This window comes from Allobosea sp. P1_B10, from assembly GCF_056406735.1.
On record NZ_JBFTZP010000011.1, the window covers coordinates 22,825 to 48,543 of the forward strand.

Sequence of the window (25,719 nt, forward strand, 5' to 3'; positions counted from 1 at the left end):
AGCGCTGCGTCAGCAGATCAGTGGGGAGTCAGGTGTCAATGTGTGACGGATACTATGCTGACGCCAAGCGCAGCGGAGTATGGCCAGCCTTCGGACAGTCGCCTGCTGTTGAATGCCGCCGGTAGAATTTGCGCTCCTGCCCGGTAGGACCTGAGCCGCAGAGCACCCGACCTCGAAGAATGGGTCGGGTGTCCTATGCTAGCGCGGTCACGCCGCCCGCTTGTTGCTGTTTTCTGGATCCTGCTTCTCGCCCAGCGTTTGGTAGCTCCCGAGCTGGGGATCAAATCGCCGGCTCGCGCCCATGAACCAGAGCTTGGCCATGCCAGGAGAGCCGCAAATCGGCTGCCGGCGGATCTTGCGTGATATCACGTAGGTGCAGCGCTCCTCGTAATCGCGATAGACGACAATCCCGGCATCGGCCTTGTTGCGCCAGTGCGCCGAGCCCGCGATGTCATAGAGCCCAGGCATCGGCTCCTTGCCGCCGGTCGGGTTTGCAATCTTGGTCGGGTGCGCCACCATGAACACCGTGACCTCGTGCATCTTGGCGAAGCGCTTGCACTTGCTGATGAGCTGCGAGACGAACTCGGTCTCGGTCTGGTGCGGAGAGCGTCCAGCTTCAAGCTCGTTGTAAGGGTCGATGATGAGGGCGTTGATCCCGTAACGCAGGACCGCCGCCCGAGCCCGCTCCAGCACCCAATCGACGCTTGGGGTGTGTTCGCCTGCGTCGATGAGCACAACACGCTCTCTGACCCAGCCCAGGGCCGTGTGCAGCTCCTCCTGATCCATCCGGTCGGTCGGACCTTCATGGAATGGGCGGCCCGCCTTGATCTCGCAGAGGTCGGCAATGTGCTGCTCACTGCCGGTCTCGGGCGAGAACATGGCCCAGCGCCAGCCGTGAAGCTGAGCCATCGAGACCGCCACCTGATCAAGCCAGCGGCTTTTGCCGTGGTTGGGAATGCCGGTGACGACGACGAACTGACCCGGCAGCACCTTGAAGGCCTTATCCAGATCCGAGCCCATGCCGCAGGAGAGCGGTTGCGGTCCTTCGCCCCGATACATCTCCCAAACCCGATCAGAGAACTCGTCAACGCCATAGAGCCCATCGATCGGCCACGGCTCGGCTTTCTCCACCCGAGCCCGCAGCACGTCCTTGCCGAAGTGCATCAGGCACTCGTTGGCGTCCTTGGCGGTGATCTCGTCTTCCATCGGGAACCGGATCCGCCAGCACCGATCCTTGCCCAGGCGGCGCGCCAGTTCGTTCGCCAGCATCTCGCCGGGCCCATCCATGTCGGTGGCTATCAGAATGCGGCCGGCGGCCTCCAGTTCGACTGCATGTGTCGCCAGCGGCTCATAGCGCTTGTCGGACTGCTCCGGCATTTCCGGGGCGCCGTTGGGCAAGCTGACGACGTTGTCGAAGCCCGCTTCGATCATGGCGAGCACGTCCATCTCGCCTTCGACGAAGATCAGATCCTTGCCAGCCTCGATCGCGTCGGCGTTGTAGAGCACCGGCTCCGGGTTCTTCTCCTGGACGAAATGCTTGGCGTTGTTCCGGTACTTCACATTCCGCAGGACGCCCTGCCACTCATAGGGGAAGCCCACGCAACTTTCTTGCGCGCCCGTCTGCGGGAAGAAATGCTGCGTGCGATGGACGCCCATGCGCTCGACCGTGGCAGCGCTGATGCTGCGGCCGGCGAACCACGCCAGCAGCTTGTCAGGGCGCACCGGGTTTTCGACGCGGGCAGGACGATTGAACATGCGGACCTCGCGTTTCGGGGTGCTGCGGAAATCGTCACCTCCGGCGCCGCCGGTCCATTGGCAGTGGTGACACTGCCAGCGGGCGCGGTCGGGCGAGATGGTGACAGACAGGCAAGGGTCGGTTTTCTTCTTTCTGCCCGCAGAGCATTGCGGGCAGGTCGTCTTGTGGTTCCCCGATTGCCAGGAGCGGAGGCGGATGCCTTGGGCGCGAACGGTTTCCAGGAAATCCATCGTCAGGCCCTCGCCATCACAAATGCCATATCGTTGGTAGCCGGCTTGCGAGGCCCGCGAAGCGCGCCCTCAATCCATGCGACCGGATCGGCGGGGTTGGTCTCGCGAGCGTCCTCGATCACGCGGAGAACCTGTCGGCAGTCGTCCCGGCTCGCCTTAAGCCACTTCCCAATCAGGGCGCGGGTTCCCGCCTGACTCTTGCCAGTGAGATTGACCACGATGGCGACGCCATCCCGAAAGAGCGAGGTCCGCCAGTCGGGAGAGGCAGGGATTGCCGAAGGCACCGGCGGGGCGCATGCGCCCGCTGCGTTAGCAGCGGAATATACTGTCCCTATCCCTTGCGATCCTTCAGGGATCGAGCGGGGATCGTTCGAGGATCTACCAAGGATGCCCGTTTCGTTGTTTCCTTTGGGTTTTTCCTCGGAGATGGAGGGAGTGGAAAACTCACGGTGCGGATTGTCATCTCGAGTAGTTTCTGACCTTTCCGGTTTTAGCCGCCCTCGGATGCGCCCCCAGCGAGCATCGTTTCCTCTTTTCCCGCGCTCCCTAGCGACCAGTTTCCGATCCCACGCCGCGTTTACTTTCTCGGCCACGACCGGGTGATAGAGACGGCCGTCATCGCATCGACGCCAGCCGCGCATCGCGACGGGACGTACCCTCTTCCAGCCGCGCAGGTTCCGGCCCATCTCAGCGAGGCGAGCCAAGACGATATCGTCATCTGGCAAAGAACCGGCCGGCACTTGATGGAAGCTTTTGAGCCAGAGCGTGACGCCGGCACGCCACTCGGCGTCGGTGGACGAGGCGTGGAATTCGCTGCCGAAGAGCCTGACGATGTCGAGGGGCATGAACGAAAAGTCGCGCAAATCGCAGTCGTGAGGGGTGAGAGGAGACGCCATCAGCGGCCCCCGTCTTGCAATAGGATCAGGCGGGCGCCGAAGCGCTCCGCCATGTCCTTCGCCGCGGCTTGCGCCTGGACGGTGGAGGCGAACGGCCCCTCCATGCCCGAGCTATCGCCGTACTGGCTCTTGTGGATCATGAGCCAGCCGCGTTCGTCTTCTGCCAGATAGACCTCACCGCTCATGGTCGACCTCCTCGGCCTGGACGAAAACCGCCGGGACGGTGTCGAGCATGGCCTTCACGCAGGCGCCGAACTTTTCGAGCGAGCGCTTCAGGGCAGTGTCGTCATTCGTGGCGAGGTGGTCGGTTGGCCGTCAAACCCATCGATCGCGCGCAGCAGGGCGCCGAGCTCCTTGGGTGACGTAATCGCCGCGCGATGCGTGACCTTAGGGGCGATGAGCGCGCCGCGAAGGGCAAAAGTTGGATCATTGGCAGCGCGGGCGGTGGCGATAGAGAACCTGAAAACCTGCCCGATGGCCGTCCGCAAGCTCTTGGCGGTCTCGTGCCGCCCGCGCGCCTCGACTTTGCGCAGTGTCGCCAGGATTTCGGCAGCCGAGATTTCCGTAATGGGCCGCGTGCCGAGTGTCGGGCGGGCGAGACCGATGAGCCACCGCGCCTTTTCCATAGTTGCAGGCGCCCGCCCTTCCGCTTCCTTCTTAGCCATCAGCTCGTCGGCTATCAGCCCAAAGGTGTTCGCCCGGCTTACCGCCTTTGTGATTCGCTCAATGCGCTTTTGCTCCGCTGGATCCTGACCGGCGCGGAGTTGCTGCTTGGCCGCCTCTCGATGGGCGCGAGCACCTTTCAAATCGATGTCGGGGTAAGGGCCGATGGAAAGCTTCTTCTGCTTGCCGTCGAATCGGAAGGCCAGCCGCCACAGCTTTGCGCCGGTAGGCATGATCCAAAGCTGCAAGCCCTCGCCGTCAGACAGTTTCGCGACCCGCTGGCCGGCCTTGGCATTTCGGATGGCGATGTCTGTCAGCGGCATTCTGTTGGCCTCGCCTTTGTTGGCCTCGCGACTAGGCCATTAGAAGGGCCAACAATTGTCGCGGCTGTCAACGCACGCCAGCGCAGGCTCACGGAGCCTAGACACGCAAAACCCGGCCTTTGGGGGCCGGTTGCGGTCGTCAGTGCATGTCGATGAAGGGTAGTTTGGTGGAGCCAGGCGGAATCGAACCGCCGACCTCTTGAATGCCATTCAAGCGCTCTCCCAACTGAGCTATGGCCCCACTAGCCGATCGATTTGGGGGTCGATCGGGATATTCCGGATCGGGCTGTTTCCCGCTGCTTTGGCGGGAAACCCGTTCCGTGTCCGGCACCGCGGCGCCGACGAAGCGCTCTATAGGCGGCTGAGCCGGAAGACTCAAGCGGTGAATTTCATGAAATCGACATTCGTTCGAAAAGATTTCGAAGCAGGCCGATTCACGCGTCGTCAGACGTCTTCATCGCCCTCGATATCGCCGTCGATAAGGTCGGCGACGTCGTCGTCGCCTTCCTCGTCCTCTTCCAGGAAGGTGTCGTCATCGGGCGCGACGTCGTCTTCGACCTCGATGTCGTCCTCGCTGGTGACGACGGCTTCCTTCTCGCTCGACTCGGCATCCGCCTCATCCAGCGAGACAAGCTCGACGGCGCCGTCGGCGGCCTCGACCTCATCCTCGTCCTCATCCGACTTGGCCGGAGCCGCGGCCGCTGCGGCCTTGGCCTGCGGCTCGAAGATCGAACGCGGATAGGATTGTCCCGTGTAGGGCGAGACAATCGGATCCTTGTTCAGGTCGTAGAATTTGCGTCCCGTGACCGGGCAAACGCGTTTAGTTCCAAGTTCCGGTTTCGCCACTGCGTCGGACCTTCAATCATTCATGTTTTGAAAAGCAGGCGCGTCCGTTAGTCGGGGCAGCCGGCGCTGTCAAATGCTGATTTGCTCAGGCGCGCGGGTGACGCACGTCGAAAGCCCATGCTAGAGCCCCGATATCCGCCGCGCAACCGCTGCCATGGCCGCCCGGCGGATGCCTGTCCAGCGCGACGCAGCCGTTGAATCCGGGCCTGCCGCGCCTTATGCGTTCAAGACCTTTTCGCACCGAGCAGCAAACGAGACCGCCGTGTCGCATGCCGATGAGCCTACCCCGGTCACCGCCCGCGCCAAGGGGCCCCTGAAAGGCCGCGTCCGCGTGCCCGGCGACAAGTCGATCTCGCATCGCGCGATGATTTTTGGACTGCTCGCGATCGGCGAGACGAAGGTTTCTGGCCTGCTCGAGGGCGAGGACGTGATGCGCACTGCGGCCGCCGCGCGCGCGCTCGGCGCCATCGTGCATCATGACGGTCCCGGCGCCTGGCGCATCCAGGGTGTCGGCATCGGCGGCCTCCGGCAGCCCGCCGAGATCCTCGATTTCGGCAATGCCGGCACCGGCTCGCGCCTGATGATGGGCGTGTGCGGCGTGCACCCGATCACCACGACCTTCGACGGCGACGCGTCCCTGCGCAAGCGGCCGATGCGCCGCATCCTCGACCCGCTCGAGCTGATGGGCGCCACCATCGTCTCCCAGGGCGAAGGCGGCCGCGTGCCGCTGACGCTGCGCGGGCCCAAGGAGGCGGTGCCGATCACCTATCGCACTCCGGTCGCCTCGGCGCAGATCAAGTCGGCCGTGCTGCTGGCGGGGCTCGCCGCGCCCGGCGAGACCACGGTGATCGAGACAGAAGCCACACGCGACCACACCGAGAAGATGCTGACGCATTTCGGCGCCGACGTCCGCGTGACGCCCGAGGGCGAGCATGGCCGTCGCATCATGCTCAAGGGCCAGCCCGAGCTGCGCGCCGCGCCGATCGTGGTGCCGGCCGACCCCTCCTCGGCCGCCTTCCCGCTGGTGGCGGCGCTGATCGTGCCAGGTTCCGACATCCTGCTCGAAAGCGTGATGACGAACCCGCTGCGCAGCGGCCTGCTCACCACCCTGCGCGAGATGGGCGCCGACATCACCGTCGAGAGCGAGGCCAATGAAGGCGGCGAGGCGGTCGCGACGCTGCGCATCCGGGCTGGTTCTCTCAAGGGCGTCACCGTGCCGCCCGAACGGGCGCCCGCGATGATCGACGAATATCCGGTGCTGGCGGTCGCGGCCTCCTTCGCCACCGGCACGACGCGGATGCGCGGCCTGCAGGAGCTGCGCGTCAAGGAATCGGATCGCCTTGCGGCGGTCGAGGCCGGCCTCAAGGCGGCCGGCGTGACCTGCGCCATCGAGGGCGACGACCTGGTCGTCGAAGGAACCGGCGGGCTCGTCGCGGGCGGCGGCACCGTTGCCACGCATCTCGACCACCGCATCGCGATGAGCTTCCTCGTGATGGGCATGGCGACGCAAAAGCCGATGACCGTCGATGATGGCGCCATGATCGCCACCAGCTTCCCGAGCTTCGTCGGCCTGATGAACGGACTGGGCGGCGACATCGCATGAGCGGCGGCTCCACAAGCAGCAGGCTCGTGATCGCGGTCGACGGCCCCGCAGCGTCCGGCAAGGGCACGCTGGCCCGGCGGCTGGCGGCTCACTACGCCATGCCCTATCTCGACACCGGCCTGCTCTACCGCATGGTGGCGCGCGCCGTGCTCGATGGCGGCCACGACATCCACGATGCCGCGGCGGCCGAGGCGATTGTCGCTGGCTTCGACGAGGCCGGCTTCAGCGAGGACCGCTTGCGCGGGCGCGAGATCGGCGAGGCGGCCTCCGTGGTCGCCGCGATGCCGGCCGTGCGCAGCGGCCTGATCGAACGCCAGCGGCGCTTTGCAGCCCGGGGCGGCGGCGCGGTTCTGGACGGGCGCGACATCGGCACCGTGATCTGCCCGGCGGCCGGGACAAAACTCTTCGTCACCGCCACGCCGGAGGTGCGCGCCGCGCGACGCCACAAGGAACTGGCCGGGCGCGGCGAGGCTGCCGATTTCGAAGGCATTCTGGCCGATATCCGCCGCCGCGACGCCCGCGATTCCGGCCGCAGCGACGCGCCGCTCAAGATGGCGGAGGATGCCGTACTGCTCGATACCTCCGCCTTGACCATCGACGAGGTGCTGGCGGCTGCGATCGGCATCGTCGAGGCCCGGCGCGGCAGCGTCTAAGCTGCTTTAACAGGCTCCCCCTGCCCGGCATTCGCCCTTGGCGGCCGGGCAAAGCAAGCGCACACTACCGTTGCGAGATGTGACGGAGGTGGCGATGCGGCGCTGGCTTTGCGGTATCCTGTGTCTGACGGCGGCGGCGGTCTGGACCGTGAGGTCTCCAAGCGCGCAGCAATCCTCCACACCTCCAGACGAGGTCGATGTCGCGCTCGTGCTGGCGGTCGACGTCTCCTTCTCGATGGACCTCGACGAACTCGCTTTGCAGCGCAACGGCTACATCGAGGCGTTCCGCTCGAAGCAGTTGCACGACGCGATCGCGAAAGGGGCTCTCGGCAAGATCGCCGTGACCTATTTCGAATGGGCCGGCGGCAATTTCCAGCACATCGTCAAGCCCTGGACGATCATCGAGAGCCCGCAATCGGCAATCGCCTTCGCAGAGGAACTCGGTGAGGCGCAGACGCGACGCGGGCGGCGCACCTCGATCTCGGCGGCGATCGACCTCGGCGTCAGCCTGCTAGAGCAGCCCGGCATCACGGCGATGCGCCGGGTCATCGACATCTCCGGCGACGGCGCCAACAATGACGGTCGCTCGGTGACGACCGCCCGCGACGAGGCGCGCGACAAGGGCATCAGCATCAATGGGCTGCCCGTCATGCTGAAGCAGGCGAGCTATTTCGATATCGACAATCTCGACGTCTACTACACCGACTGTGTCATCACCGGCATCGGCGCCTTCGTGATCCCGGTCCGCGAGCGCCACCAGTTCGTCGAGGCGACCAAGACCAAGCTGGTGCGCGAGATCGCAGATCTTCCGGCAGAGCCGGGGGCGCTGGTCCAGAAGGCGCAGAACCGCGACCCCAACGCGACATGCCTCGCCGGAGAGAGGCAATGGCGCGACCGGATGGGGAATTGAGAGCACGCAAACGCCGTCATTGCGAGGAGCGCAGCGACGAAGCAATCCAGGAGGACGTAGCGCTTTACCAAACTGGATTGCTTCGCTGCGCTCGCAATGACGGGAGGCGCCGCGGCTCACGTGCCGCGCGGTTTGGCCCGTGTCGTAGGCAGGGCGGCGGCGGGGTCGTCTGGCCAGAGATGCCGGGGATAGCGGCCCTTCATCTCCGACTTCACCGCGCTCCATGAGCCGCGCCAGAAACCCGGCAGGTCGCGCGTGATCTGGATCGGCTTGTGGCCGGGCGAGAGCAATTCCAACACCAGCGGGACGCGCCCGCCAGCCAGCGACGGATGGGTCGCGAGCCCGTAAAGCTCCTGCACGCGCACCGAAATCGTCGGACCGGCCTCGGCGGCATAGTCGACGGCCAGATTCGAGCCGGTCGGTGCGGAGAAATGCGTCGGCGCCTCGCTGTCGAGCCGGCGCTTGAGGTCCCAGGGCAGGAGTTCAGACAGCGCCGCGTCGAGATCGCCGGGCGCGATGGCGGCGAGCGAGGCCCGGCCGACCAGATGCGGCGCGAGCCAGTCTTCGGGCGCAGCAGCGAGCCCCTCGTCGGAGAGATCGGGCCAGGGATTGTCGCCGCCCGTTGCCGCCACCGCCTGCCGGAGGAAACCGCAGCGCTCGCGCAATTGCATCTGTCCCCTGGTCCAGGGCAGCAAACCGATTCCAAGCGCCGCGACGCCCCGCGCCAGCGTCTCGGCGTTTTCGGCCGTCGCAGCAGCAGGCAGCGGCCGCTCCGACAGGGTCAGCGCGCCATAACGCCTGACTGCGCGGGCGCGCAGAGCCCGGGCGGGCCGGTCAAAGCTGGTCTCGGTGCGCTCGTCGAGCCCGAGCGGGGCGAGCCCGTCTGCAACCAGGCGCAGCACCTCCTCCTCTGTGATCCCCGTGGCGGCCATGATGCGCGCCTGCTGGGCAGCGCCGGTCATCTCCGCCACAACCAGCCAGGGCTCGCGCGCCAGCCTCTGGGAGGGCTCCAGGCCCGCCCCACGGCCATTGGCAAGCAGGTACTGGCCCGAGCCGGGATTGCGCGCCCTGGCGACGCGATCGGGATAGGCCAGCGCCAGCAGGAAACCGGCCGACAGGCGCGTTCCCTGGGACGACGCCGTTGGCTTGCCGGTCGAGCGCGCCCAACCCTCGCTGAGCCGCCGCATGTCGGCGGCCCGGCCGCCACGCTCGCGGCCGAAGCGGTCGAGGCGCTCGGCGAGATCGAGCGTATCGCCGCCGAGCCCGCGCTCGACCAGGATGGCGGCGAGATCGGCGGCCGCCTGGGCCTCGCCGAGACGCGCGGCAGTGACCACCATGCGCGCCAGCCGCGGCGGCAGCGGCAGGGCCTGCAGCGCCTTGCCATCCACCGTGATGCGGCCATCGGCATCGAGCGCACCAAGGCTCGCCAGCAGGCTGCGTGCTTCCTTCAGCGCCGGCTGCGGTGGCGGATCGAGGAAGGCTAGCGTGGAGGGGTCGCTGACGCCCCAGGCGGCACAGTCGAGCAGTAGGGGGCTCAGATCGGCGGATAGGATTTCGGGCCGCGCAAAAGCCTCCAGCGCGCCGGTGCCGGCTTCCTCCCAGAGGCGATAGCAGATGCCGGGCTCTGTACGCCCGGCGCGGCCTCGGCGCTGATCGGCCGCCGCGCGGCTGACCCGGCGGGTCTCGAGCCGGGTCACGCCGATATCGGGCTCGTAGACCGGCACGCGGGCGAGGCCTGAATCGATCACCACGCGCACACCCTCGATGGTCAGCGAGGTCTCGGCGATGGCGGTGGCCAGCACGATCTTGCGCCGTCCCGCCGGCGCCGGCAGCACGGCGCGGTCCTGCTCGGACTGGTCGAGCGCGCCATAGAGCGGCGCGATCTCGACGGAGGCATCGCGAATGCGCTCGCGCAGGCGCTCCTCGACTCGGCGGATCTCGCCCTGTCCCGGCAGGAAGACAAGCAGCGAACCGCCCTGCTCGTTCAGCGCCTGGATGACGGCGTCCGTCACCTGATCCTCGATGCGCTTCAGCGGATCGCGGCCGCGATAGCGGGTCTCGACCGGAAAAGCGCGGCCTTGGCTCTCTATGACTGCTGCGTCGCCGAGCAATCTTGCCACGCGGGCGCCATCGAGCGTCGCCGACATCACCAGGATCCGCAGGTTCTCGCGCAGGCCCGATTGCGCGTCGAGTGCGAGAGCCAGACCGAAATCGGCATCGAGGGAGCGCTCGTGGAATTCGTCGAAGAGCACGGCCGCGACACCATCGAGCGCCGGATCGTCCAGGATCATCCGGGCAAAGACGCCCTCCGTGACGACCTCGATGCGGGTCTTTGGGCCGATTTTCGAGCCGAGCCGGACGCGCAGGCCAACGGTCTCGCCGACGCGCTCGCCCAATGTCTGGGCCATGCGGTTTGCCGCGCCGCGCGCCGCGAGCCGGCGCGGTTCGAGCACGATCAGCTTGCCGCCTTGCGTCCAGGGTTCGTCGAGCAGGGCCAGCGGCACCCGCGTGGTCTTGCCGGCGCCGGGCGGCGCGACGAGCACGGCGTTCGGGTTCGCGCGCAGTGCGCCTGCGAGATCTGCAAGCACCGCATCGATCGGCAGGGATGTGTCGAAGGTCCGCATGACGCCGCGATGTGGCGCATGGGACGGTTATTCGCAAGCGCGGAGGTCTGGCGGTCTATCTCGCAGCGCTCATCCTGAGGAGCGCGGTGCACAGCGTCTTGAAGGATGCACCTGCGGTCGCGGTGTCTTCGGGAGCATCATGGACGTCGTTCTCAGGGACAGCGTCATGGTCTTGGCGTGGGAACAGCGGTGGTCTGGATGAAGCGCCTCGCTATCCCTGGCCTCGGCGACGAACGCAGCTACTCCCCCTCGCCGAACCTGTCCGCCACGAGGGCTGTCAGGGCCTGAAGGGCCTCGCGGGCCTCGCGTCCCTTGGCGACGACCGTGATCGTCGAGCCGATTCCAGCTCCCAGTGTCAGGATGCCCATGATCGAGGTCGCGCCGACCGTCTCGCCGCAACGGGTCACGGTGACATCGGCGTCGAAGCCCGCGGCGCATTGCACGAATTTCGCGGTCGCGCGGGCGTGCAGGCCCTTCTTGTTGATGATCGGCAGCTCGCAGTGAAGCGCGCCCGCGGGGATCACAGGTTCCGGGCAGTCGCAGTTCTCGTCGTAAGCCTCGCCCAACACGCCCTCGTTCAGCCGTTTACTTGCCGGCCAGAACGCGGCTGGCGACAGTGATGTATTTGCGGCCGGCATCCTGCGCGCTGGTGACGGCCTCGTCGAGGCTCTTTTCCTCGCGAACGCTGCAGAGCTTGATCAGCATGGGCAGGTTGATGCCCGCGACGACGTCGACGCGGCCGGGCTCCATCACGGAGATGGCGAGATTGGAGGGCGTGCCGCCGAACATGTCGGTCAGCACGATCACGCCATCGCCGGTCTCGACCGAGTCGACGGCCGCGATGATGTCGCGGCGACGGCTCTCCATGTCGTCATCGGGAGCGATGGCGATGGTGGCGAGGCTCTTCTGCGGGCCAACGACGTGTTCGAGCGCGGCGCGGAATTCCGTCGCCAAATGCCCATGCGTCACGAGGACGAGTCCGATCATTCACTATGGCGCCTGGAGAGCGCGCAATGCGCCCGGACAAGGTCGCGGTTTATGCGGCAGGCGCGGGATATGCGCAAGACGGCTTGTCTCAAACTTGTCAAAATTGCGGTCTTATGACGCGTCCATGAAGAGCCGGAGCGCTGTCAGCACCAGCCGCTCCTCGCCCGGGCGGCCCATGATGGTCAGTCTCGGCAGGTCGATCCCCGCCACCTGCTCGACGAGATCCTCGGGTTCGGGCATCCGGGCAGGCTCCGTGGCGCGGATATCGACGATGAGCCGGACGATCGTCCCGGCCAAGTGCGGCTCCGGGGTCAGGCCCAGGCCGCGACGCTCGATCAGTCCCTCCAGCGGTGCGACGGGGCGCGCCAGCAGGCGGCCGCCACGGGGGCTGATCTCAGTCCGGTCATCGGCGACCAGCCGCGCGAAGCGCCCGGCTTGTTGCGTTGCCGCGATCAGAGCCAGCGCCAGAGCCGACTTGCCGGAGCCGGATTCGCCGCGGATCAGGACCCCGGCCTCGCCGATCGCCACGGTGCTGGCATGGATGCGGACGGCCTCGCCGCCTTCGGTTTTCGTCGTCATGCTGGTCAGGCTGCCTGCGGCAGAGCCGGAAGCCGCACGATGAAGCGCGCGCCGAGCCGGGGTTGCTCGCCATCGGGCTCTGCGGCCCCGAGACGGTTTTCAGCCTGGATCGTGCCACGATGGGCCTCGACGATCTGGCGCGAGATCGACAGGCCGAGGCCGGAATTCTGGCCAAAGCCCTCATTGGGGCGGTCGGTGTAGAAGCGCTCGAAGACGCGCTCCAGTGCATGGGGCTCGATGCCGGGCCCCTCATCCTCGACTGACACCAGGATGTCGCCGCCTTCGCGCGTCAGCGCGACCCGCACCGGCTTGTCGGGCGTCGAGAAGGAGCGGGCATTGTCGATCAGGTTGACGATGACCTGGCCGAGCCTGGAATCATGGCCCATCACCAGAAAGTCGTCACGGCCGCCCGGGCGCTGTCCGCGCCGCTCGATCGTCAGGTCGATATGAGGCCGGTCCTCGCGGCGGGTTTCGTTCTGGACCTCGACGACCGCGCTCAGCACCTGGGCGAGATCGACCGGCGCCGCATCGTGGCGCGCAAGCTCCGCATCCAGCCGCGAGGCGTCGGAGATATCCGAGATCAAGCGGTCGAGCCGGCGCACATCGTGCTGGATGACGGCGAGCAGGCGCCCGCGCGATTCCTCGGATTTCGCACGCGGGAGTGTCTCCACGGCGCTGCGCAGCGAGGTCAGCGGGTTCTTGAGCTCATGGGCAACGTCGGCCGCGAAGCTCTCGATCGCCTCGATGCGGCTGTAGAGCGCCTTGGTCATGTCGCGCAGCGAGCCCGAGAGATGGCCGATCTCGTCGTGGCGATTGCCGAAATCGGGAATCTGTTCGCGCGATTTCACGCCCTTGCGCACGCGCTGGGCGGCATCGGCAAGCTTGCGGATCGGCTCGGCGATGGTGCCGGCCAGCAGCACCGAGAGCACGATCATCACGCCCGCAGCGACAGCAAAGACCCGGAAGATGGCGTAGCGCTCGGAAGCTATGACCGCGTCGATATCGCCGCCTTGCGTCGAGAGCAGCAGCGCGCCCTTGACCGCGCGGAAGCGCTGCACCGGCACGGCGACTGAGACGATCGTCTGCCCGCGCGTGTTGACGCGCACGATGCTGGCCGGAACGCCGCTGAGTGCCCGCGCAACCTCGGGATAGGCCTTGCCGTTGGCGTTTTCGAAATCGTCATAGGCGGGCACGTCGGGGCTGCCGAGCCGGTTCCGCAGCAGATTCCAGGTGCGCTCCAGCAGCGGTGGCTCGTCGGCCTGTCCAAGCGGAGGCAGGTCGAGCCGCAGGATGTCGCCGCGCGAATAGAGATTGCGCGAGTCCAGCGTCAGCAGGCCGTCCTTGTCGTAGATCCGGGCGCGCGTCTTGGTCGGGGTCACGAGGCGACGCAGCAGCGGCGCCACCTTTTCCGGATTGATCGAGAAATCGAGCGGATCCTCGGCGATCCCCGCGCTTTCGCCGGCCTGTAGCTGCAGGATCTTGTCGGGGTCGATTGTGATGCTGTCGGTCTCGACCGTCGCGGAGGCCGAGATCGCGCCCGCGATGATCTCGCCCTGGGTCAGCAGGCTCTGCACCCGCGCCTCGATCAGCCCCTCGCGGAACTGGTTGAGATAGAGGAAGCCGAGCAGCAGCGCGAACAGCCCGGCGAGGTTCAGCACGACGATGCGGCGCGTCAGGCTGGACGCGGCGCGAGACGAGACCGCCCGCACGGCGCGGCGCCCGAGCACGACGAGGCGCTTGCGCAGCCCCGGCCCGACGCGCTGCCCTTCAGCGGTCCTGCGTTCGTCGTCGATCGTTGCCATTACAAACTGCGTTCTCTCGGGTCATTGCGAGAAACGCAGCGACGAAGCGATCCAGGGGACGTCAAGCGAGACGCTGGATTGCTTCGCTACGCTCGCAATCACGACAGGCCTCAGCCTTCCTTGAAGCGATAACCGACGCCATACAAGGTCTCGATCATGTCGAAATCGACATCGACCTGGTTGAACTTCTTGCGCAGGCGCTTGATGTGGCTGTCGATGGTGCGGTCGTCGACATAGACTTCGTCGTCATAGGCGGCGTCCATCAGCGCGTTGCGGCTCTTCACCACGCCCGGTCGTTGTGCCAGCGACTGCAGGATCAGGAACTCGGTCACGGTCAGCGTGACCGGCTCGCCCTTCCAGGTGCAGGTGTGGCGCTCGGGGTCCATCCGGAGCAGGCCGCGCTCGAGGGCCTTGGCATCCTCGCTGCGCGGTGCAGCGGCGGGGTCCTTCGCGCCGGCGCGGCGCAGGATCGCCTTGACGCGCTCGACCAGCAGCCGCTGCGAGAAGGGTTTGCGGATGAAATCGTCGGCGCCCATCTTGAGGCCGAACAGCTCGTCGATCTCCTCGTCCTTCGACGTCAGGAAGATCACCGGCAGATCCGACTTCTGGCGCAGGCGGCGCAGCAGTTCCATGCCGTCCATGCGCGGCATCTTGATGTCGAAGATCGCGAGATCTGGGGGGTTCTGCTTCAGCCCGTCCAGCGCCGAGGCGCCATCCGTATAGGTCATGATGCGATAGCCTTCGGCTTCGAGCGCGATGGATACCGAGGTCAGGATGTTGCGGTCGTCATCGACCAGCGCAATGGTTGGCATAAGCGTCGGGTCTCTCGGCCTCGTTGCAATATCGCTCCACTCCCGTGAGAGAGCGGCTAAAGAATGGCCCTAATCTAGCGGCGCCGTGGCGGTTTCGCTATGGCTTAACGCATGGATACTCCAACAGGTTCAGCCGCGCCATCGTCGCAGCCGCTGGATCTCTGCCACGAACGGGCGCTGCGCGGGCGCGAAACCGGCGAAGCGAGAGATGAGATGACACAGCCGATGCAGCCTGCCATCACGCCGCGCGGAACCGAACTTGACGGCGCACCGGCTGCGGGTTTCGACGCGGTCGCGATGGCGCGGCGCGCCCTGCGCCGGGCCGGCACCGGCGCGCTGGCGACGCTCGATCCCGTCAGCGGCTTTCCGCTGACCACCCTCATCAACGTCGCCACGGATTTCGACGGGACGCCGCTGTTCCTGGCCTCGCGGCTGGCGCTCCACACCCGCAACCTAGATGCAGATCCGCGCGCCTCGATCCTGTTCGCGACGCTCGGCAAGGGCGACCCGATGGCCAATTCCGAGCGGCTGAGCGTGACTGGCCGGGCGCAGCGCTGCGACGATCCGCGCGCGCGCCAGCGCTTCCTGGCGCGCCACCCAAAAGCCAGGCTCTATGTCGACTTCCCCGATTTCTCGCTGTTTCGGCTCGCGGTCGCCGGCGTCCATCCCAATGGCGGCTTCGCCCGTGCCGGCGAGATCGAGCCCGCCGACGTGCTGCTCGACCTTGCCGGCTGCGAGAGCCTGATCGAGGGCGAGGCCCTTGCCGTCGAGCACATGAACGACGACCACGCAGATGCGCTGGCGCGCTATGCGACGAGGCTGCTCGGCCTGCCCGACGGGCGCTGGCGCGCCACCGGCATCGATCCCGAAGGGCTCGACATGGTCTGCGGTGATGTCGCTGCCAGACTGGTGTTTCCAGAGCGCGTCACCACGGCAAAGGCGGTGGAGACTATCCTTGTTAGGCTCGCCCGAGAAGCCGCGGCCAAGTCGTGAACGGTAGGTCGTGAGCGCGGCGGGGGTAGCGTTCACCATTCCGGCGATTTCAAACGATTTAGGGAAAATTCTTGCTTTGCCAGACTTTCCCGCAGCTTGAGCCGGCGTCATCATGGGCCTAAAGAGCCCTCCACCTCGTCCGCACGGGTTGTTCCCGTGCGTTACTGCAGACCAATAGCGACCGCGCTGAAGCGGCCCGCGCCCCGGGAGGTTACCAGTGGATACAATCGGTCACTACAACACCGCGCATGGCGCCGAGGCTTTTGGCTTCAGCAAGCTCAAATCGGTGTCGTGGAACCTCGAGGCGCCACAGCTCTATGAGATCTCGCTGAAGCGCGGCGAATCCGAGCTTGCCCGCGGCGGCGCGCTCTGCGCCGATACCGGCAGCCACACCGGTCGCTCGCCCAAGGACAAGTTCACCGTCCGCGACGCCCTGACCGAGAACACGGTCTGGTGGGAAAACAACAACGCGATCTCTCCGGAATATTTCGAGGCGCTGCTGGCCGACTTCATCAGCCATGCGCAGGGCAAGGAGCTGTTTGCGCAGGATCTCTATGGCGGCGCCGACCCGGTGCACCGGGTCAAGGCGCGCGTCTTCACCGAGATGGCCTGGCACTCGCTCTTCATCCGCAACCTGCTGATCCGCCCGGCGCGCGAGGAGATCGCCTCCTATCTGCCCGAGTTGACCATCGTTGATCTCCCAAGCTTCAAGGCCGACCCCAAGCGCCATGGCTGCCGCAGCGAGACCGTGGTCGCCATCGACTTCACCCGCAAGATCGTGCTGATCGGCGGCTCGGCTTACGCCGGCGAAATGAAGAAGTCGGTGTTCACCTATCTGAACTTCGTCTTGCCGACCAAGGGCGTGGTGCCGATGCACTGCTCGGCCAATGTCGGCTCCAAGGACGATTCCGCGATCTTCTTCGGCCTCTCGGGTACCGGCAAGACCACGCTCTCGGCCGATCCCGACCGTACGCTGATCGGCGATGACGAGCATGGCTGGTCGAAGGACGGCATCTTCAACTTCGAGGGCGGCTGCTACGCCAAGACGATCAAGCTCTCGGCCGAGGCCGAGCCGCAGATCTTCGCCGCCTCGCAGCGCTTCGGCACGGTGCTCGAGAACGTCGTGCTCGATCCGATTACCCGCGAGGTCGATTTCGACGACCAGTCCAAGACCGAGAACACCCGCTCGGCCTATCCGCTGGACTTCATCCCCAACGCCTCGCGCACCGGCCGCGCCGGCGTGCCCAAGAACGTCGTGATGCTGACCGCCGACGCTTTTGGCGTGATGCCGCCGATCGCCAAGCTCACCCCGGCCGAAGCGATGTACCACTTCCTCTCAGGCTACACCGCCAAGGTCGCCGGCACCGAGCGCGGCCTGACCGGCGTCGAGCCCGAATTCTCGACCTGCTTCGGCTCGCCCTTCCTGCCGCGCCACCCCTCGGAATACGCCAACCTGCTGCGCGATTTCATCGCCAAGCACCATGTCGATTGCTGGCTGGTGAACACCGGCTGGACCGGCGGCATCTATGGCGTCGGCCGGCGCATGCCGATCCGCGTCACCCGCCGCCTGCTGACGGCGGCCCTCGACGGTTCGCTCAACCGCGCCGATTTCCGCCGGGATCCCTATTTCGGTTTCGCCGTTCCCACTTCGGTGCCCGGCGTCGAGCCGCACATCCTGTACCCGGTGAAAACCTGGCAGGATAAGGCCGCCTTCGCCGAGACAGCCAAAAACCTGATCGGGATGTTCCGCGAGAACTTCAAGCGCTTCGAGAGCCATGTCGACGATGCCGTGAAGGCGGCGGCGCCGACGAACTCTCTGGCGGCGTAAGGCGTAACACCTTGCAAATGCATGCGCGGGAAACCCTTTCCCTATGGGAGAGGGTTTCCCGCGCTCAACCCGACAACAGATGGGGCGATACGGCGTGGCAATCCTGATCGTCGCCTTCCGCGTCCTCGTCACGCTGGTGATCCTGGGCTCGACTGCGTGGGGCTCCGGCCTGCTGCTGTTCCGTCTGAGCGGCACGATGGCGACCGTTGCGGCGATCGGCTTCGTCATTGCCGGGCTCGCCGGCGCCATCGGGATCTGGAGCGGCGCGCTGCGCCTGCCCTTGTCCTATGCGGTGCTGTTTCTCGGCCTGCTCGGCTGGTGGAACGGCATGGCGCCTTCCCATGACCGCGTCTGGATTCCCGAGCTCGCGCGGCTGCCGCAGATCGCCCGCGAGGGCGAGGCGATCACCGTCACCAATGTCCGCGATTTCCGCTGGCGCAGCGAGTCCGATTACGACCAGCGCTGGGAAACCCGCAGTTATGATCTGAGCAGGATCGCGGGCGCCGATCTCTTCCTGTCCTACTGGTCAGGCGAGGCGATCGCGCATCTGCTGGTCTCCTTCACCTTCACCGACCAGCCGCCGCTGTCCTTCTCGATCGAGGTCCGGCGCGAGCAGGGCGAGGAATGGTCGGCGCTGGCCGGCTTCTTCCGCAGCTACGAGATGGCCTATGTCGCCGCCGACGAGCGCGACATCGTCGGTTTGCGCACCCATGCCCGCAAGGAGGATGTCCGGCTGTTCCGGCTGGCAGCCTCGCCTTCGCAGGCGCGCGACATGCTGCTGGCCTATGCCCGCGACGTGAACCGGCTCTCGCTCAAGCCGCGCTGGTACAACACGCTGACCACCAACTGCACGACGGTGGTCTATCACCTCGTCGGCTCGGTCGCGCCGGGGTGGAAATTCTCGCTGCCACTGGATCCGCGCGTGCTGCTCTCGGGCTATCTGCCGGGCTACCTGCACCGCATCGGTGCGGTCCGCACCGACATCCCGCTCGACGACCTCGTCCGGCAGGGACGGATCAGCGAACGCGCCCGCACGATCTCCCTCGACGATCCCGATTTCTCGAAAAAGATCCGCGAAGGCGTCCCGGCCGGGCTGCCGTAGCGCTGAGCGCCATTATCCCGCCATTCATGCTTGGAGAATAATCTCCTCCATGCGGCACCCCTGACCGCAGCTGATTCGGGACGAACCATGTGCCGTTTCCTCGCCTATGCCGGCGCGCCGATCTTCATGGAAGATTTCGTCGCTGCGCCGGTGCATTCGCTGATCCACCAGTCGCTCCATGCCGAGGAGGCAAAGAGCGGCACCAATGGCGACGGGTTTGGCGTCGGCTGGTATGGCGAGCGCTCGGAACCCGGCCAGTACCGCGAGATCAGGCCGGCCTGGTCGGATGAGAACCTCCTCTCCATCGCCCGGCAGGTCCGCTCGCATCTGTTCTTCGCCCATGTCCGTGCCGCCACCGGAACCGCGACGACGCGGGCCAACTGCCATCCCTTCGTCCACGGCCGGCACTTGTTCATGCATAACGGTCAAGTCGGCGGCTACAGCCTGATCCGGCGCAAGCTCGAGGCGCTGATCCCCGACGCGCTCTATGGCGCGCGCACCGGCACGACCGATTCCGAGGCGATCTTCCTGCTCGCATTGGCCCGCATGGGCGAGGGCGCCACGCCCGGCGAGGCGCTGTCGGGAGCGCTCGGCGATGCGCTGTCCCTGATGCAGGCGGCCGGCATCCGCGAGCCGCTGCGCTTTGCCGGCGCGCTCGCCGATGGCGAAACACTCCACGCCGTGCGCTGGTCCTCCGACACCAAGCCGCCGTCGCTCTATGTCTGCGACCGCGGCGACAGCATCGTCATCGCCTCCGAGCCCGTCGACGCCGCCCGCGACTGCTGGCAGGCGCTGCCCTGCAACAGCCTCGTCTCGGTGCGCGCGGGTGCGGTCGCCGTGACGCCGTTTGCAGTTGGGCTGAAGCAGGCGGCGTGAGGCCGCGACGCGAGCCGCTTTTCGCTTGAGTTGTGCTGATACAACACGCTGACTACGCCCTGCACGACGGTGGTCTGTCACCTCGTCGGCTCGGTCGCGCCGTGCTGCCGCTACGGCTGAACGCTAATCCATCCGGTAGCCCCGACATCGGACATAAAGACATCTTTATATCTTTGATTGCACCCGCTGCGCCGCGCTGCTAAAGACCCCGCGTCATTCATCTCGCGCAGCTTGCGCGATCGAGCCAGTGGAGCAGCCCCCGTGTCGAAGACCGATTACGTCGTCAAGGACATCAGCCTCGCGGATTACGGCCGCAAGGAAATCAACATGGCCCAGGACGAGATGCCGGGCCTGATGGCGATCCGCGCCGAACATGCCGGCAAGTTCCCGCTCAAGGGCGCCCGCGTCGCCGGCTGCTTGCACATGACCATCCAGACCGCCGTGCTGATCGAGACGCTGACCGAGCTCGGCGCCGATGTGCGCTGGTCGTCGTGCAACATCTTCTCGACCCAGGACCATGCCGCTGCCGCGATCGCCGCGACCGGCGTGCCGGTCTTCGCCATCAAGGGCGAGACGCTGGAAGAGTATTGGGAATACGTGCTGCGCACCGCGACCTGGGGCGACGGCGGCACCCCCAACATGATCCTGGACGATGGCGGCGACCTGACCAGCCTGATCATCCTGGGCGCCGAGGCCGAGGCCGGCAACGCTGCCTTCCTCGACAAGCCCGGCAACGAGGAAGAGACGATCTTCTTCAAGCTGATCAAGCGCGAGCTCAAGGCCAATCCGGGCTGGTTCACCAAGACCCGCGCCGCCATCAAGGGCGTCTCTGAAGAGACCACCACCGGCGTGCATCGCCTCTATGAACTGGCCAAGGCCGGCCGCCTGCCCTTCCCGGCGATCAACGTCAACGACAGCGTCACCAAGTCGAAGTTCGACAACCTCTATGGCTGCCGCGAATCGCTGGTCGATGCCATCCGCCGCGGTACCGACGTGATGATGTCGGGCAAGGTCGCGCTCGTCGCCGGCTATGGCGACGTCGGCAAGGGCTCGGCGGCCTCGCTGCGCCAGGCCGGCTGCCGCGTCATGGTCACCGAAGTCGATCCGATCTGCGCACTGCAGGCGGCGATGGAGGGCTATGAGGTTGTCACCATGGAAGACGCCGCGCCCCGCGCCGACATCTTCGTGACCGCCACCGGCAACCTCGACGTGATCACCGTCGAGCACATGCGCGCGATGAAGCACCGCGCCATCGTCTGCAACATCGGCCACTTCGACTCGGAGATTCAGGTCGCGGGCCTGAAGAACTTCAAGTGGGACAACGTCAAGCCGCAGGTCGACGAGGTCGAGTTCCCCGACGGCAAGCGGATCATCCTGCTGTCGGAAGGCCGCCTCGTGAACCTCGGCAACGCGACCGGGCACCCGTCCTTCGTGATGTCCTGCTCGTTCTCGAACCAGACGCTGGCCCAGATCGAACTCTGGAACCACGCCGCCAAGTACGAGAACAAGGTCTACACCCTGCCTAAGCATCTCGACGAGAAGGTCGCGGCGCTGCACCTGGCCAAGGTCGGCGCCAAGCTGACCGTGCTCAACGATGCGCAGGCGAAGTATATCGGCGTCTCGCAGACCGGCCCGTTCAAGCCCGAGCTCTACCGCTACTGACATCCGGCACGACCGGATTTCCAGAAGGCCCGGCGCTCGCGCCGGGCCTTTTTCTTTGGCCTATGCAGAAAGGACCAGTCCGCAAACCACTACTAATAGTCCCGCGAGGGGTATCTGCATCTAGGTGTTGATTCAGGCGCGCCGCGCGATCGAATGCGTCCCAAATCCGCGAATTTACGATCGATTAAGCACTTCCTGACGGAGTCTGCGGATGATTAGAGTGGGGCTGATTCGGGTCCCTGCCTGTGCGTTGGAGCCTGATCGATGCTCGGATGTGATTGGTGCGGTGGCGGGCGTAGACCGGGCTAGCGGGCGGCGGATCCGCCGGCTCGAGGCCATGACAGATCCCCGACCGGCCAGGCCGCGCAATGCGGCCGCCCAATGAAGATGGACGCAGGAATGAGACGTTCGAGGCGACAGGATCAAAGCGGCGGGGGCTGGCGCAGTCGCGCAGCGCTCTCGGGGCTTGCCGTCGCGCAGACGCCCTCGATCGCCCTGGCACAGGCCGATTGGCTGGCGCCGGTGCGGCCCGAATTCCTGAGCACCGGCACGATCTCCATGCTGCTCGGCGGCCTGACCGTCTTTGCGGCGACGACCTCCCTGATCTATGTCCGCGAGCGCGCCCGCTGGAGTCGCCGCGAGGCCGAGCTCGCAGGCGAACTCGAGGCGGCGCGCGGCCAGCAGGAGAGGCTGGCGGCGCTGTTGGCCTCCGATCCGCAGGTCGTGGTGAGCTGGAAGGGCCGCAACAGCGACCCGATCTTCGAGGGCGACAGCGGTTTCCTCGGCGCGCCCGGCGCCACGCTGGCACTGGCCTATGGCAGCTGGGCGCCCCATGCCGATGCCAAGCGCCTCGAACTGGCGACCGATGCGCTGAAGGAGCGCGGCGAGGCTTTTGGCTTCACCTTGCGCGCCAAGACCGGCGCCTTCATCGACATCGAGGGCCGACCTGTGGCAGGGCGGGCCGTGATCCGCTTCCGGGAAGTGACCGGCGAGCGCGGTCAGGTCATGACCCTGCGCTCCGAACTTGCCGGCCTGACCACGGACCATGCCGCACTGGCCACGCTGCTCTCGAGCCTGCCGCAGCCGGCCTGGACGCGCGCGCAGGATGGGCGCCTGACTTGGTGCAACGACGCCTATGCGCGCGCTGTCGAAGCGGGCGATGGCGCGGAGGCCGTGAAAAACGGGCTCGAACTGCTCGACCGCAGCGAGCGCGAGGCCGCGGCCAAGGCGCGCCGCGACGGCGTCAGCTTCAGCGCGCGCGCTCCGGCCGTTGTTGCCGGGCAGCGGCGCACGCTCGACATCCTTGAACTGCCGACGCCGGCGGGCTTTGCCGGCATGGCGACCGACATGAGCGAACTCGAGGCCGTCCGCGCCGATCTCCAGCGGCAGATGGATGCGCATGTGCGCACGCTCGACCGGCTCAAGACGGCGGTTGCGGTGTTCGATTCCAAGCAGCGGCTGCTCTACCGCAATTCGGGCTTCGACGGCCTGTGGTCGCTGGATGCCGGCTTCCTCGACGGTCTGCCCAGCGACAGCGAGATCCTGGACCGCTTGCGTGCCGAGCGCCGCCTGCCGGAACTGGGCGACTATCGCAGCTGGAAGGCCGGCGTCCAGGCCGCCTATACCTCGACCCGCGCCAACGAGGACTGGTGGTATCTGCCCGACGGGCGCACCGTGCATGTCGTCGCCAGCCCCAATCCGCAGGGCGGCGTGACCTATCTCTATGACGACGTCACCGAGCGCTTCACGCTGGAATCGCGCTTCAACGCGCTCTCGCGGACGCAGCGCGAAACCCTGGATTCGCTGCGCGAAGGCGTCGCGGTGTTCGGGTCGGACGGCCGCCTGAAGCTTTCGAACCCGGCTTTTGCGCAGGCCTGGAGGATCGAGGCCGACCTATCGAGCGCCTCGCCGCATATCGACGAGGTTCTGCGCCTGTGCCGGCCGCTCTTCCCGCATGACGAGGTCTGGAGCGAGCTGCACAGCGTCGTCACCGGCGTGCGCGATGCCCGCGAGGATTATGGCTGCCGGATGGAGCGCCGCGACGGCAGCGTGCTGGACTGCGCCGCCGCCCCGCTGCCGGACGGCGCGACCCTGATCTCGTTTGCCGACGTCACCGCATCGGTGAATGTCGAGCGCGCCCTGACCGACAAGAACGAAGCGCTGGAGAAGGTGTCGCGGCTGCGCGAGGATTTCGTGCACCACGTCTCCTACGAGCTGCGTTCGCCGCTGACCAACATCATCGGCTTCGCCCAGCTCCTGGGCACCGAGGCGATCGGCGCTCTCAACGAGAAGCAGCGCGACTATACCGGCCATATCGTGCGTTCATCGGGCGCGCTGCTGGCGATCATCAACGACATTCTCGACCTCGCGACGATCGACAACGGCGCGCTGGCGCTCGAACTCGGCGATGTCGACGTCGCCGAGACCATCGCCCAGGCCGCTGCCGGCCTGCATGACCGGCTCACCGACAGCAAGCTTACGCTCAAGGTCGACATCGCGCCGCAGACCGGCCCGCTGCGCGCCGACGGCAAGCGCCTGCGGCAGGTCCTCTACAACCTGATCTCCAACGCGATCGGGTTCTCGACGCCGGGGCAGACGATCACCGTCTCGGCCGGACGGTCCAACGGGATCGTCAGCATCACCGTCGCCGACCAGGGCCGCGGCATCCCCGACGAGGTCAAGGAGAAGGTATTCGACCGCTTTGAGAGCCACTCGCTCGGCTCCAGCCATCGCGGTGTCGGGCTCGGCCTTTCGATCGTGCGCTCGATCGTCGAATTGCATGGCGGCCGCGTGATGCTGGATTCGCAGCCAGGGCGCGGAACCCGCGTCAGCGCCCTGTTCCCCTCCGAGGGCGTGTCGCTGTCGGACGCCGCCGAATGAGCGCTGCACATCTGACGGACGGCCCGAGCGACGGCGCGCACCGGCTCGTCCTTGGCGACGAGACCGCGACCCTGCGTCTGGCGGGCGATCTCGCCGGCATCCTCAAGCCTGGGGACATCGTGGCTTTGTCGGGCCATCTCGGCGCCGGCAAGTCGATGCTAGCGCGGGCGATCCTGCGCGAACTCTCCGAGGATCCGGAGCTGGAGGCGCCGAGCCCGACCTTCACGCTGGTGCAGAGCTACGACACGCCACGCGGCCCCGTGCTGCATGCCGACCTTTACCGCGTGCGCTCCCCGGAGGAGCTCGACGATATCGGGTTGATCGAGGACATCGACCGGATCGTGACGCTGATCGAGTGGCCCGACCGCGCCGGCTCCCGCCTGCCGGCAGGGCGCAGGCTCGACATCGTGCTCGACGTCGACCCCGGCAACCCAGAGACCGGACGCATCGCGACGCTGGTCGGAGGCGTGCTCTGGCGCCAGCGGCTCGCAATCGCGCTGGCGACCCGGGCCATGCTCAACACGGCCGGCTGGGGCGATGCGCGGCGCGACTACATGCAGGGCGACGCTTCGAGCCGCGCCTATGAGCGGCTGGGCCACCCCGATGGCCGCAGCGCGGTGCTGATGATCTCGCCGCCGCGACCAGACGGCCCGGTGATCCGGCAGGGCAAGCCCTACAGCGCCATCGCGCATCTGGCCGAAAGCGTCGACGCCTTCGTGGCGATGGATCGCGCCCTGGCCTCGCTGGGCTATTCCGCGCCCGCGATCATTGCGCAGAACCTCTCGACCGGACTGCTGCTGATCGAGGACCTCGGCTCCGAAGGCGTGATCGATGGCGACGGGCCTATCCCCGAGCGCTATGAGGCCGCAGCCCTGCTACTGGCCGACCTGCATCGCCACACGCTGCCGACGATCCTGCCCGTGGCGGAGGCGCGCGACCATGTCGTGCCCGACTACGACCGCGCCGCACTGGCGATCGAGACCGAACTGATCCTCGACTGGTATGCCCCCCATATCGCCGGGGTGACGCTGCCCGCCGTCACGCAGGCCGAATTTGCACGCATCTGGGGCCGGCTCTTCGACGAGATCCTGTCGGCGCCGACGACCTGGACCCTACGCGATTTCCACTCCCCCAACCTGATCTGGCTGGCCGCGCGCGAAGGCCATGCCAAGGTCGGCCTGATCGACTTCCAGGACGCGGTCCTCGGGCACCCGGCCTATGACCTCGTCTCGCTGGGCCAGGACGCGCGCGTCGATGTTCCCGCCGGGCTGGAGCTGCGCCTGCTCGCTGCCTATGGCGCGGCGCGGCGCGGCAGCGATCCCGAATTCGACCTCGCCGGATTTGCCCGCGCCTATGCCATCATGGGCGCGCAGCGCAACACCAAGATCGCCGGCATCTTCGCGCGGCTCGACAAGCGCGATGGCAAGCCCGCCTATCTCAAGCACCTGCCGCGCATCGAAAGCTATCTGCGCCGCAATCTCGAGCATCCGGCCCTGGCGGAGCTGAAGGCCTGGTACGAGACGCATCTGCCGAGCCTGTTCGAGGAAGCATAGGCAGCGGTCGCGTCTCGAATGGGGCTCCGGCAGGTGGTCCCCCCGCACATCATATCATCCACGGAGACGCCGTTTCGCGGCTCCTCGGGATACGGCTGATGGGTGATGCAGCGTGGGGCTTCTGCTAGCGTAGCGCCATGA

At 66.7% G+C, this 25,719-nt stretch carries 21 protein-coding genes and 1 tRNA gene; 10 read left to right on the plus strand and 12 right to left on the minus strand.

The genetic code is table 11. The annotated features are described in order from the left end of the window. Positions 1 to 207 precede the first annotated feature (207 nt). From AC1D2L_RS20280 to AC1D2L_RS20305, 6 genes are all read right to left on the minus strand, one after another. Positions 208 to 1,986, minus strand: coding sequence for a DnaB-like helicase C-terminal domain-containing protein (locus AC1D2L_RS20280; protein WP_476847708.1), 1,779 nt, complete (start codon positions 1,984 to 1,986; stop codon positions 208 to 210). A gap of 2 nt (positions 1,987 to 1,988) precedes the next feature. Beyond that, on the minus strand, positions 1,989 to 2,831 hold the full coding sequence (locus AC1D2L_RS20285; RefSeq protein WP_476847709.1) for a hypothetical protein: 843 nt from the start codon (positions 2,829 to 2,831) through the stop codon (positions 1,989 to 1,991). A 50-nt stretch (positions 2,832 to 2,881) separates the two neighbouring features. Continuing rightward, positions 2,882 to 3,067: a hypothetical protein gene (locus tag AC1D2L_RS20290; protein WP_476847710.1), complete on the minus strand. Its 186-nt coding sequence runs from the start codon at positions 3,065 to 3,067 to the stop codon at positions 2,882 to 2,884. Between the two features lie 87 nt (positions 3,068 to 3,154). Beyond that, positions 3,155 to 3,868, minus strand: coding sequence for a tyrosine-type recombinase/integrase (locus AC1D2L_RS20295; protein WP_476847711.1), 714 nt, complete (start codon positions 3,866 to 3,868; stop codon positions 3,155 to 3,157). Positions 3,869 to 4,033: 165 nt separating this feature from the next. Next, positions 4,034 to 4,109, minus strand: a tRNA-Ala gene (locus AC1D2L_RS20300). A 203-nt stretch (positions 4,110 to 4,312) separates the two neighbouring features. Continuing rightward, entirely contained in the window at positions 4,313 to 4,714 is a 402-nt protein-coding gene (locus AC1D2L_RS20305; protein WP_476847712.1) for a TIGR02300 family protein, read from the minus strand. 262 nt (positions 4,715 to 4,976) lie between these two features. Between AC1D2L_RS20305 and aroA the strand changes: the two genes are divergently transcribed. From aroA to AC1D2L_RS20320, 3 genes are all read left to right on the plus strand, one after another. Then, positions 4,977 to 6,317, plus strand: a complete 1,341-nt coding sequence (gene aroA / locus AC1D2L_RS20310) for a 3-phosphoshikimate 1-carboxyvinyltransferase (RefSeq protein ID WP_476847713.1) — start codon at positions 4,977 to 4,979, stop codon at positions 6,315 to 6,317. Then, positions 6,314 to 6,970 carry a (d)CMP kinase gene (gene cmk / locus AC1D2L_RS20315; protein WP_476847714.1) on the plus strand — a complete coding sequence of 219 codons (657 nt, stop codon included), beginning with the start codon at positions 6,314 to 6,316 and terminating at the stop codon, positions 6,968 to 6,970. The genes aroA and cmk overlap by 4 nt, the downstream gene beginning before the upstream one ends. Before the next feature lie 94 nt (positions 6,971 to 7,064). Next, positions 7,065 to 7,880, plus strand: coding sequence for a DUF1194 domain-containing protein (locus AC1D2L_RS20320; RefSeq protein ID WP_476847715.1), 816 nt, complete (start codon positions 7,065 to 7,067; stop codon positions 7,878 to 7,880). A gap of 116 nt (positions 7,881 to 7,996) precedes the next feature. On the opposite strand, the gene hrpB is transcribed toward AC1D2L_RS20320, so the two are convergent. From hrpB to AC1D2L_RS20350, 6 genes are all read right to left on the minus strand, one after another. Then, a complete protein-coding gene (hrpB, locus tag AC1D2L_RS20325) occupies positions 7,997 to 10,504 on the minus strand; it encodes an ATP-dependent helicase HrpB (RefSeq protein WP_476847716.1) in 2,508 nt (835 codons plus the stop codon). A 239-nt stretch (positions 10,505 to 10,743) separates the two neighbouring features. Next, positions 10,744 to 11,070, minus strand: a complete 327-nt coding sequence (locus tag AC1D2L_RS20330; protein WP_476847717.1) for an HPr family phosphocarrier protein — start codon at positions 11,068 to 11,070, stop codon at positions 10,744 to 10,746. Between the two features lie 19 nt (positions 11,071 to 11,089). Next, a complete protein-coding gene (locus tag AC1D2L_RS20335) occupies positions 11,090 to 11,491 on the minus strand; it encodes a PTS sugar transporter subunit IIA (protein WP_476847718.1) in 402 nt (133 codons plus the stop codon). 111 nt (positions 11,492 to 11,602) lie between these two features. Then, a complete protein-coding gene (locus AC1D2L_RS20340) occupies positions 11,603 to 12,070 on the minus strand; it encodes an HPr kinase/phosphorylase (RefSeq protein ID WP_476847719.1) in 468 nt (155 codons plus the stop codon). A gap of 5 nt (positions 12,071 to 12,075) precedes the next feature. Further along, complete coding sequence (locus tag AC1D2L_RS20345; RefSeq protein ID WP_476847720.1) at positions 12,076 to 13,872, minus strand: stimulus-sensing domain-containing protein; 1,797 nt, start codon at positions 13,870 to 13,872, stop codon at positions 12,076 to 12,078. Positions 13,873 to 13,982: 110 nt separating this feature from the next. Further along, positions 13,983 to 14,684, minus strand: a complete 702-nt coding sequence (locus AC1D2L_RS20350) for a response regulator transcription factor (RefSeq protein ID WP_108045638.1) — start codon at positions 14,682 to 14,684, stop codon at positions 13,983 to 13,985. Between the two features lie 213 nt (positions 14,685 to 14,897). Here AC1D2L_RS20350 and AC1D2L_RS20355 point away from each other — a divergent pair, with 213 nt between their 5' ends. From AC1D2L_RS20355 to tsaE, 7 genes are all read left to right on the plus strand, one after another. Then, positions 14,898 to 15,677: a HugZ family pyridoxamine 5'-phosphate oxidase gene (locus AC1D2L_RS20355; RefSeq protein WP_476847721.1), complete on the plus strand. Its 780-nt coding sequence runs from the start codon at positions 14,898 to 14,900 to the stop codon at positions 15,675 to 15,677. A 217-nt stretch (positions 15,678 to 15,894) separates the two neighbouring features. Beyond that, complete coding sequence (locus AC1D2L_RS20360) at positions 15,895 to 17,505, plus strand: phosphoenolpyruvate carboxykinase (RefSeq protein ID WP_476847722.1); 1,611 nt, start codon at positions 15,895 to 15,897, stop codon at positions 17,503 to 17,505. Between the two features lie 94 nt (positions 17,506 to 17,599). Then, positions 17,600 to 18,607, plus strand: coding sequence for an Lnb N-terminal periplasmic domain-containing protein (locus AC1D2L_RS20365; protein WP_476847723.1), 1,008 nt, complete (start codon positions 17,600 to 17,602; stop codon positions 18,605 to 18,607). 87 nt (positions 18,608 to 18,694) lie between these two features. After that, a complete protein-coding gene (locus AC1D2L_RS20370; protein ID WP_476847724.1) occupies positions 18,695 to 19,483 on the plus strand; it encodes a class II glutamine amidotransferase in 789 nt (262 codons plus the stop codon). Positions 19,484 to 19,744: 261 nt separating this feature from the next. Further along, a complete protein-coding gene (gene ahcY / locus AC1D2L_RS20375) occupies positions 19,745 to 21,145 on the plus strand; it encodes an adenosylhomocysteinase (protein ID WP_476847725.1) in 1,401 nt (466 codons plus the stop codon). Positions 21,146 to 21,544: 399 nt separating this feature from the next. After that, the gene (locus tag AC1D2L_RS20380; RefSeq protein WP_476847726.1) at positions 21,545 to 24,025 is read left to right on the plus strand and encodes a sensor histidine kinase; all 2,481 of its coding nucleotides are present in this window, start codon (positions 21,545 to 21,547) and stop codon (positions 24,023 to 24,025) included. Continuing rightward, on the plus strand, positions 24,022 to 25,578 hold the full coding sequence (gene tsaE / locus AC1D2L_RS20385) for a tRNA (adenosine(37)-N6)-threonylcarbamoyltransferase complex ATPase subunit type 1 TsaE (protein ID WP_476847727.1): 1,557 nt from the start codon (positions 24,022 to 24,024) through the stop codon (positions 25,576 to 25,578). Before AC1D2L_RS20380 ends, tsaE begins: the two co-directional genes overlap by 4 nt. Positions 25,579 to 25,719 lie beyond the last annotated feature (141 nt).

What these genes read in the sequence shown, in the direction of transcription:
- AC1D2L_RS20280 (WP_476847708.1), bottom strand. Translation starts at nt 1,986, where the DNA reads ATGGATTTCCTGGAAACCGTTCGCGCCCAAGGCATCCGCCTCCGCTCC.
- AC1D2L_RS20285 (WP_476847709.1), bottom strand. Translation starts at nt 2,831, where the DNA reads ATGCCCCTCGACATCGTCAGGCTCTTCGGCAGCGAATTCCACGCCTCG.
- AC1D2L_RS20290 (WP_476847710.1), bottom strand. Translation starts at nt 3,067, where the DNA reads ATGAGCGGTGAGGTCTATCTGGCAGAAGACGAACGCGGCTGGCTCATG.
- AC1D2L_RS20295 (WP_476847711.1), bottom strand. Translation starts at nt 3,868, where the DNA reads ATGCCGCTGACAGACATCGCCATCCGAAATGCCAAGGCCGGCCAGCGG.
- cmk (WP_476847714.1), top strand. Translation starts at nt 6,314, where the DNA reads ATGAGCGGCGGCTCCACAAGCAGCAGGCTCGTGATCGCGGTCGACGGC.
- AC1D2L_RS20320 (WP_476847715.1), top strand. Translation starts at nt 7,065, where the DNA reads ATGCGGCGCTGGCTTTGCGGTATCCTGTGTCTGACGGCGGCGGCGGTC.
- hrpB (WP_476847716.1), bottom strand. Translation starts at nt 10,504, where the DNA reads ATGCGGACCTTCGACACATCCCTGCCGATCGATGCGGTGCTTGCAGAT.
- AC1D2L_RS20335 (WP_476847718.1), bottom strand. Translation starts at nt 11,491, where the DNA reads ATGATCGGACTCGTCCTCGTGACGCATGGGCATTTGGCGACGGAATTC.
- AC1D2L_RS20340 (WP_476847719.1), bottom strand. Translation starts at nt 12,070, where the DNA reads ATGACGACGAAAACCGAAGGCGGCGAGGCCGTCCGCATCCATGCCAGC.
- AC1D2L_RS20345 (WP_476847720.1), bottom strand. Translation starts at nt 13,872, where the DNA reads ATGGCAACGATCGACGACGAACGCAGGACCGCTGAAGGGCAGCGCGTC.
- AC1D2L_RS20350 (WP_108045638.1), bottom strand. Translation starts at nt 14,684, where the DNA reads ATGCCAACCATTGCGCTGGTCGATGACGACCGCAACATCCTGACCTCG.
- AC1D2L_RS20355 (WP_476847721.1), top strand. Translation starts at nt 14,898, where the DNA reads ATGACACAGCCGATGCAGCCTGCCATCACGCCGCGCGGAACCGAACTT.
- AC1D2L_RS20370 (WP_476847724.1), top strand. Translation starts at nt 18,695, where the DNA reads ATGTGCCGTTTCCTCGCCTATGCCGGCGCGCCGATCTTCATGGAAGAT.
- AC1D2L_RS20380 (WP_476847726.1), top strand. Translation starts at nt 21,545, where the DNA reads ATGAGACGTTCGAGGCGACAGGATCAAAGCGGCGGGGGCTGGCGCAGT.
- tsaE (WP_476847727.1), top strand. Translation starts at nt 24,022, where the DNA reads ATGAGCGCTGCACATCTGACGGACGGCCCGAGCGACGGCGCGCACCGG.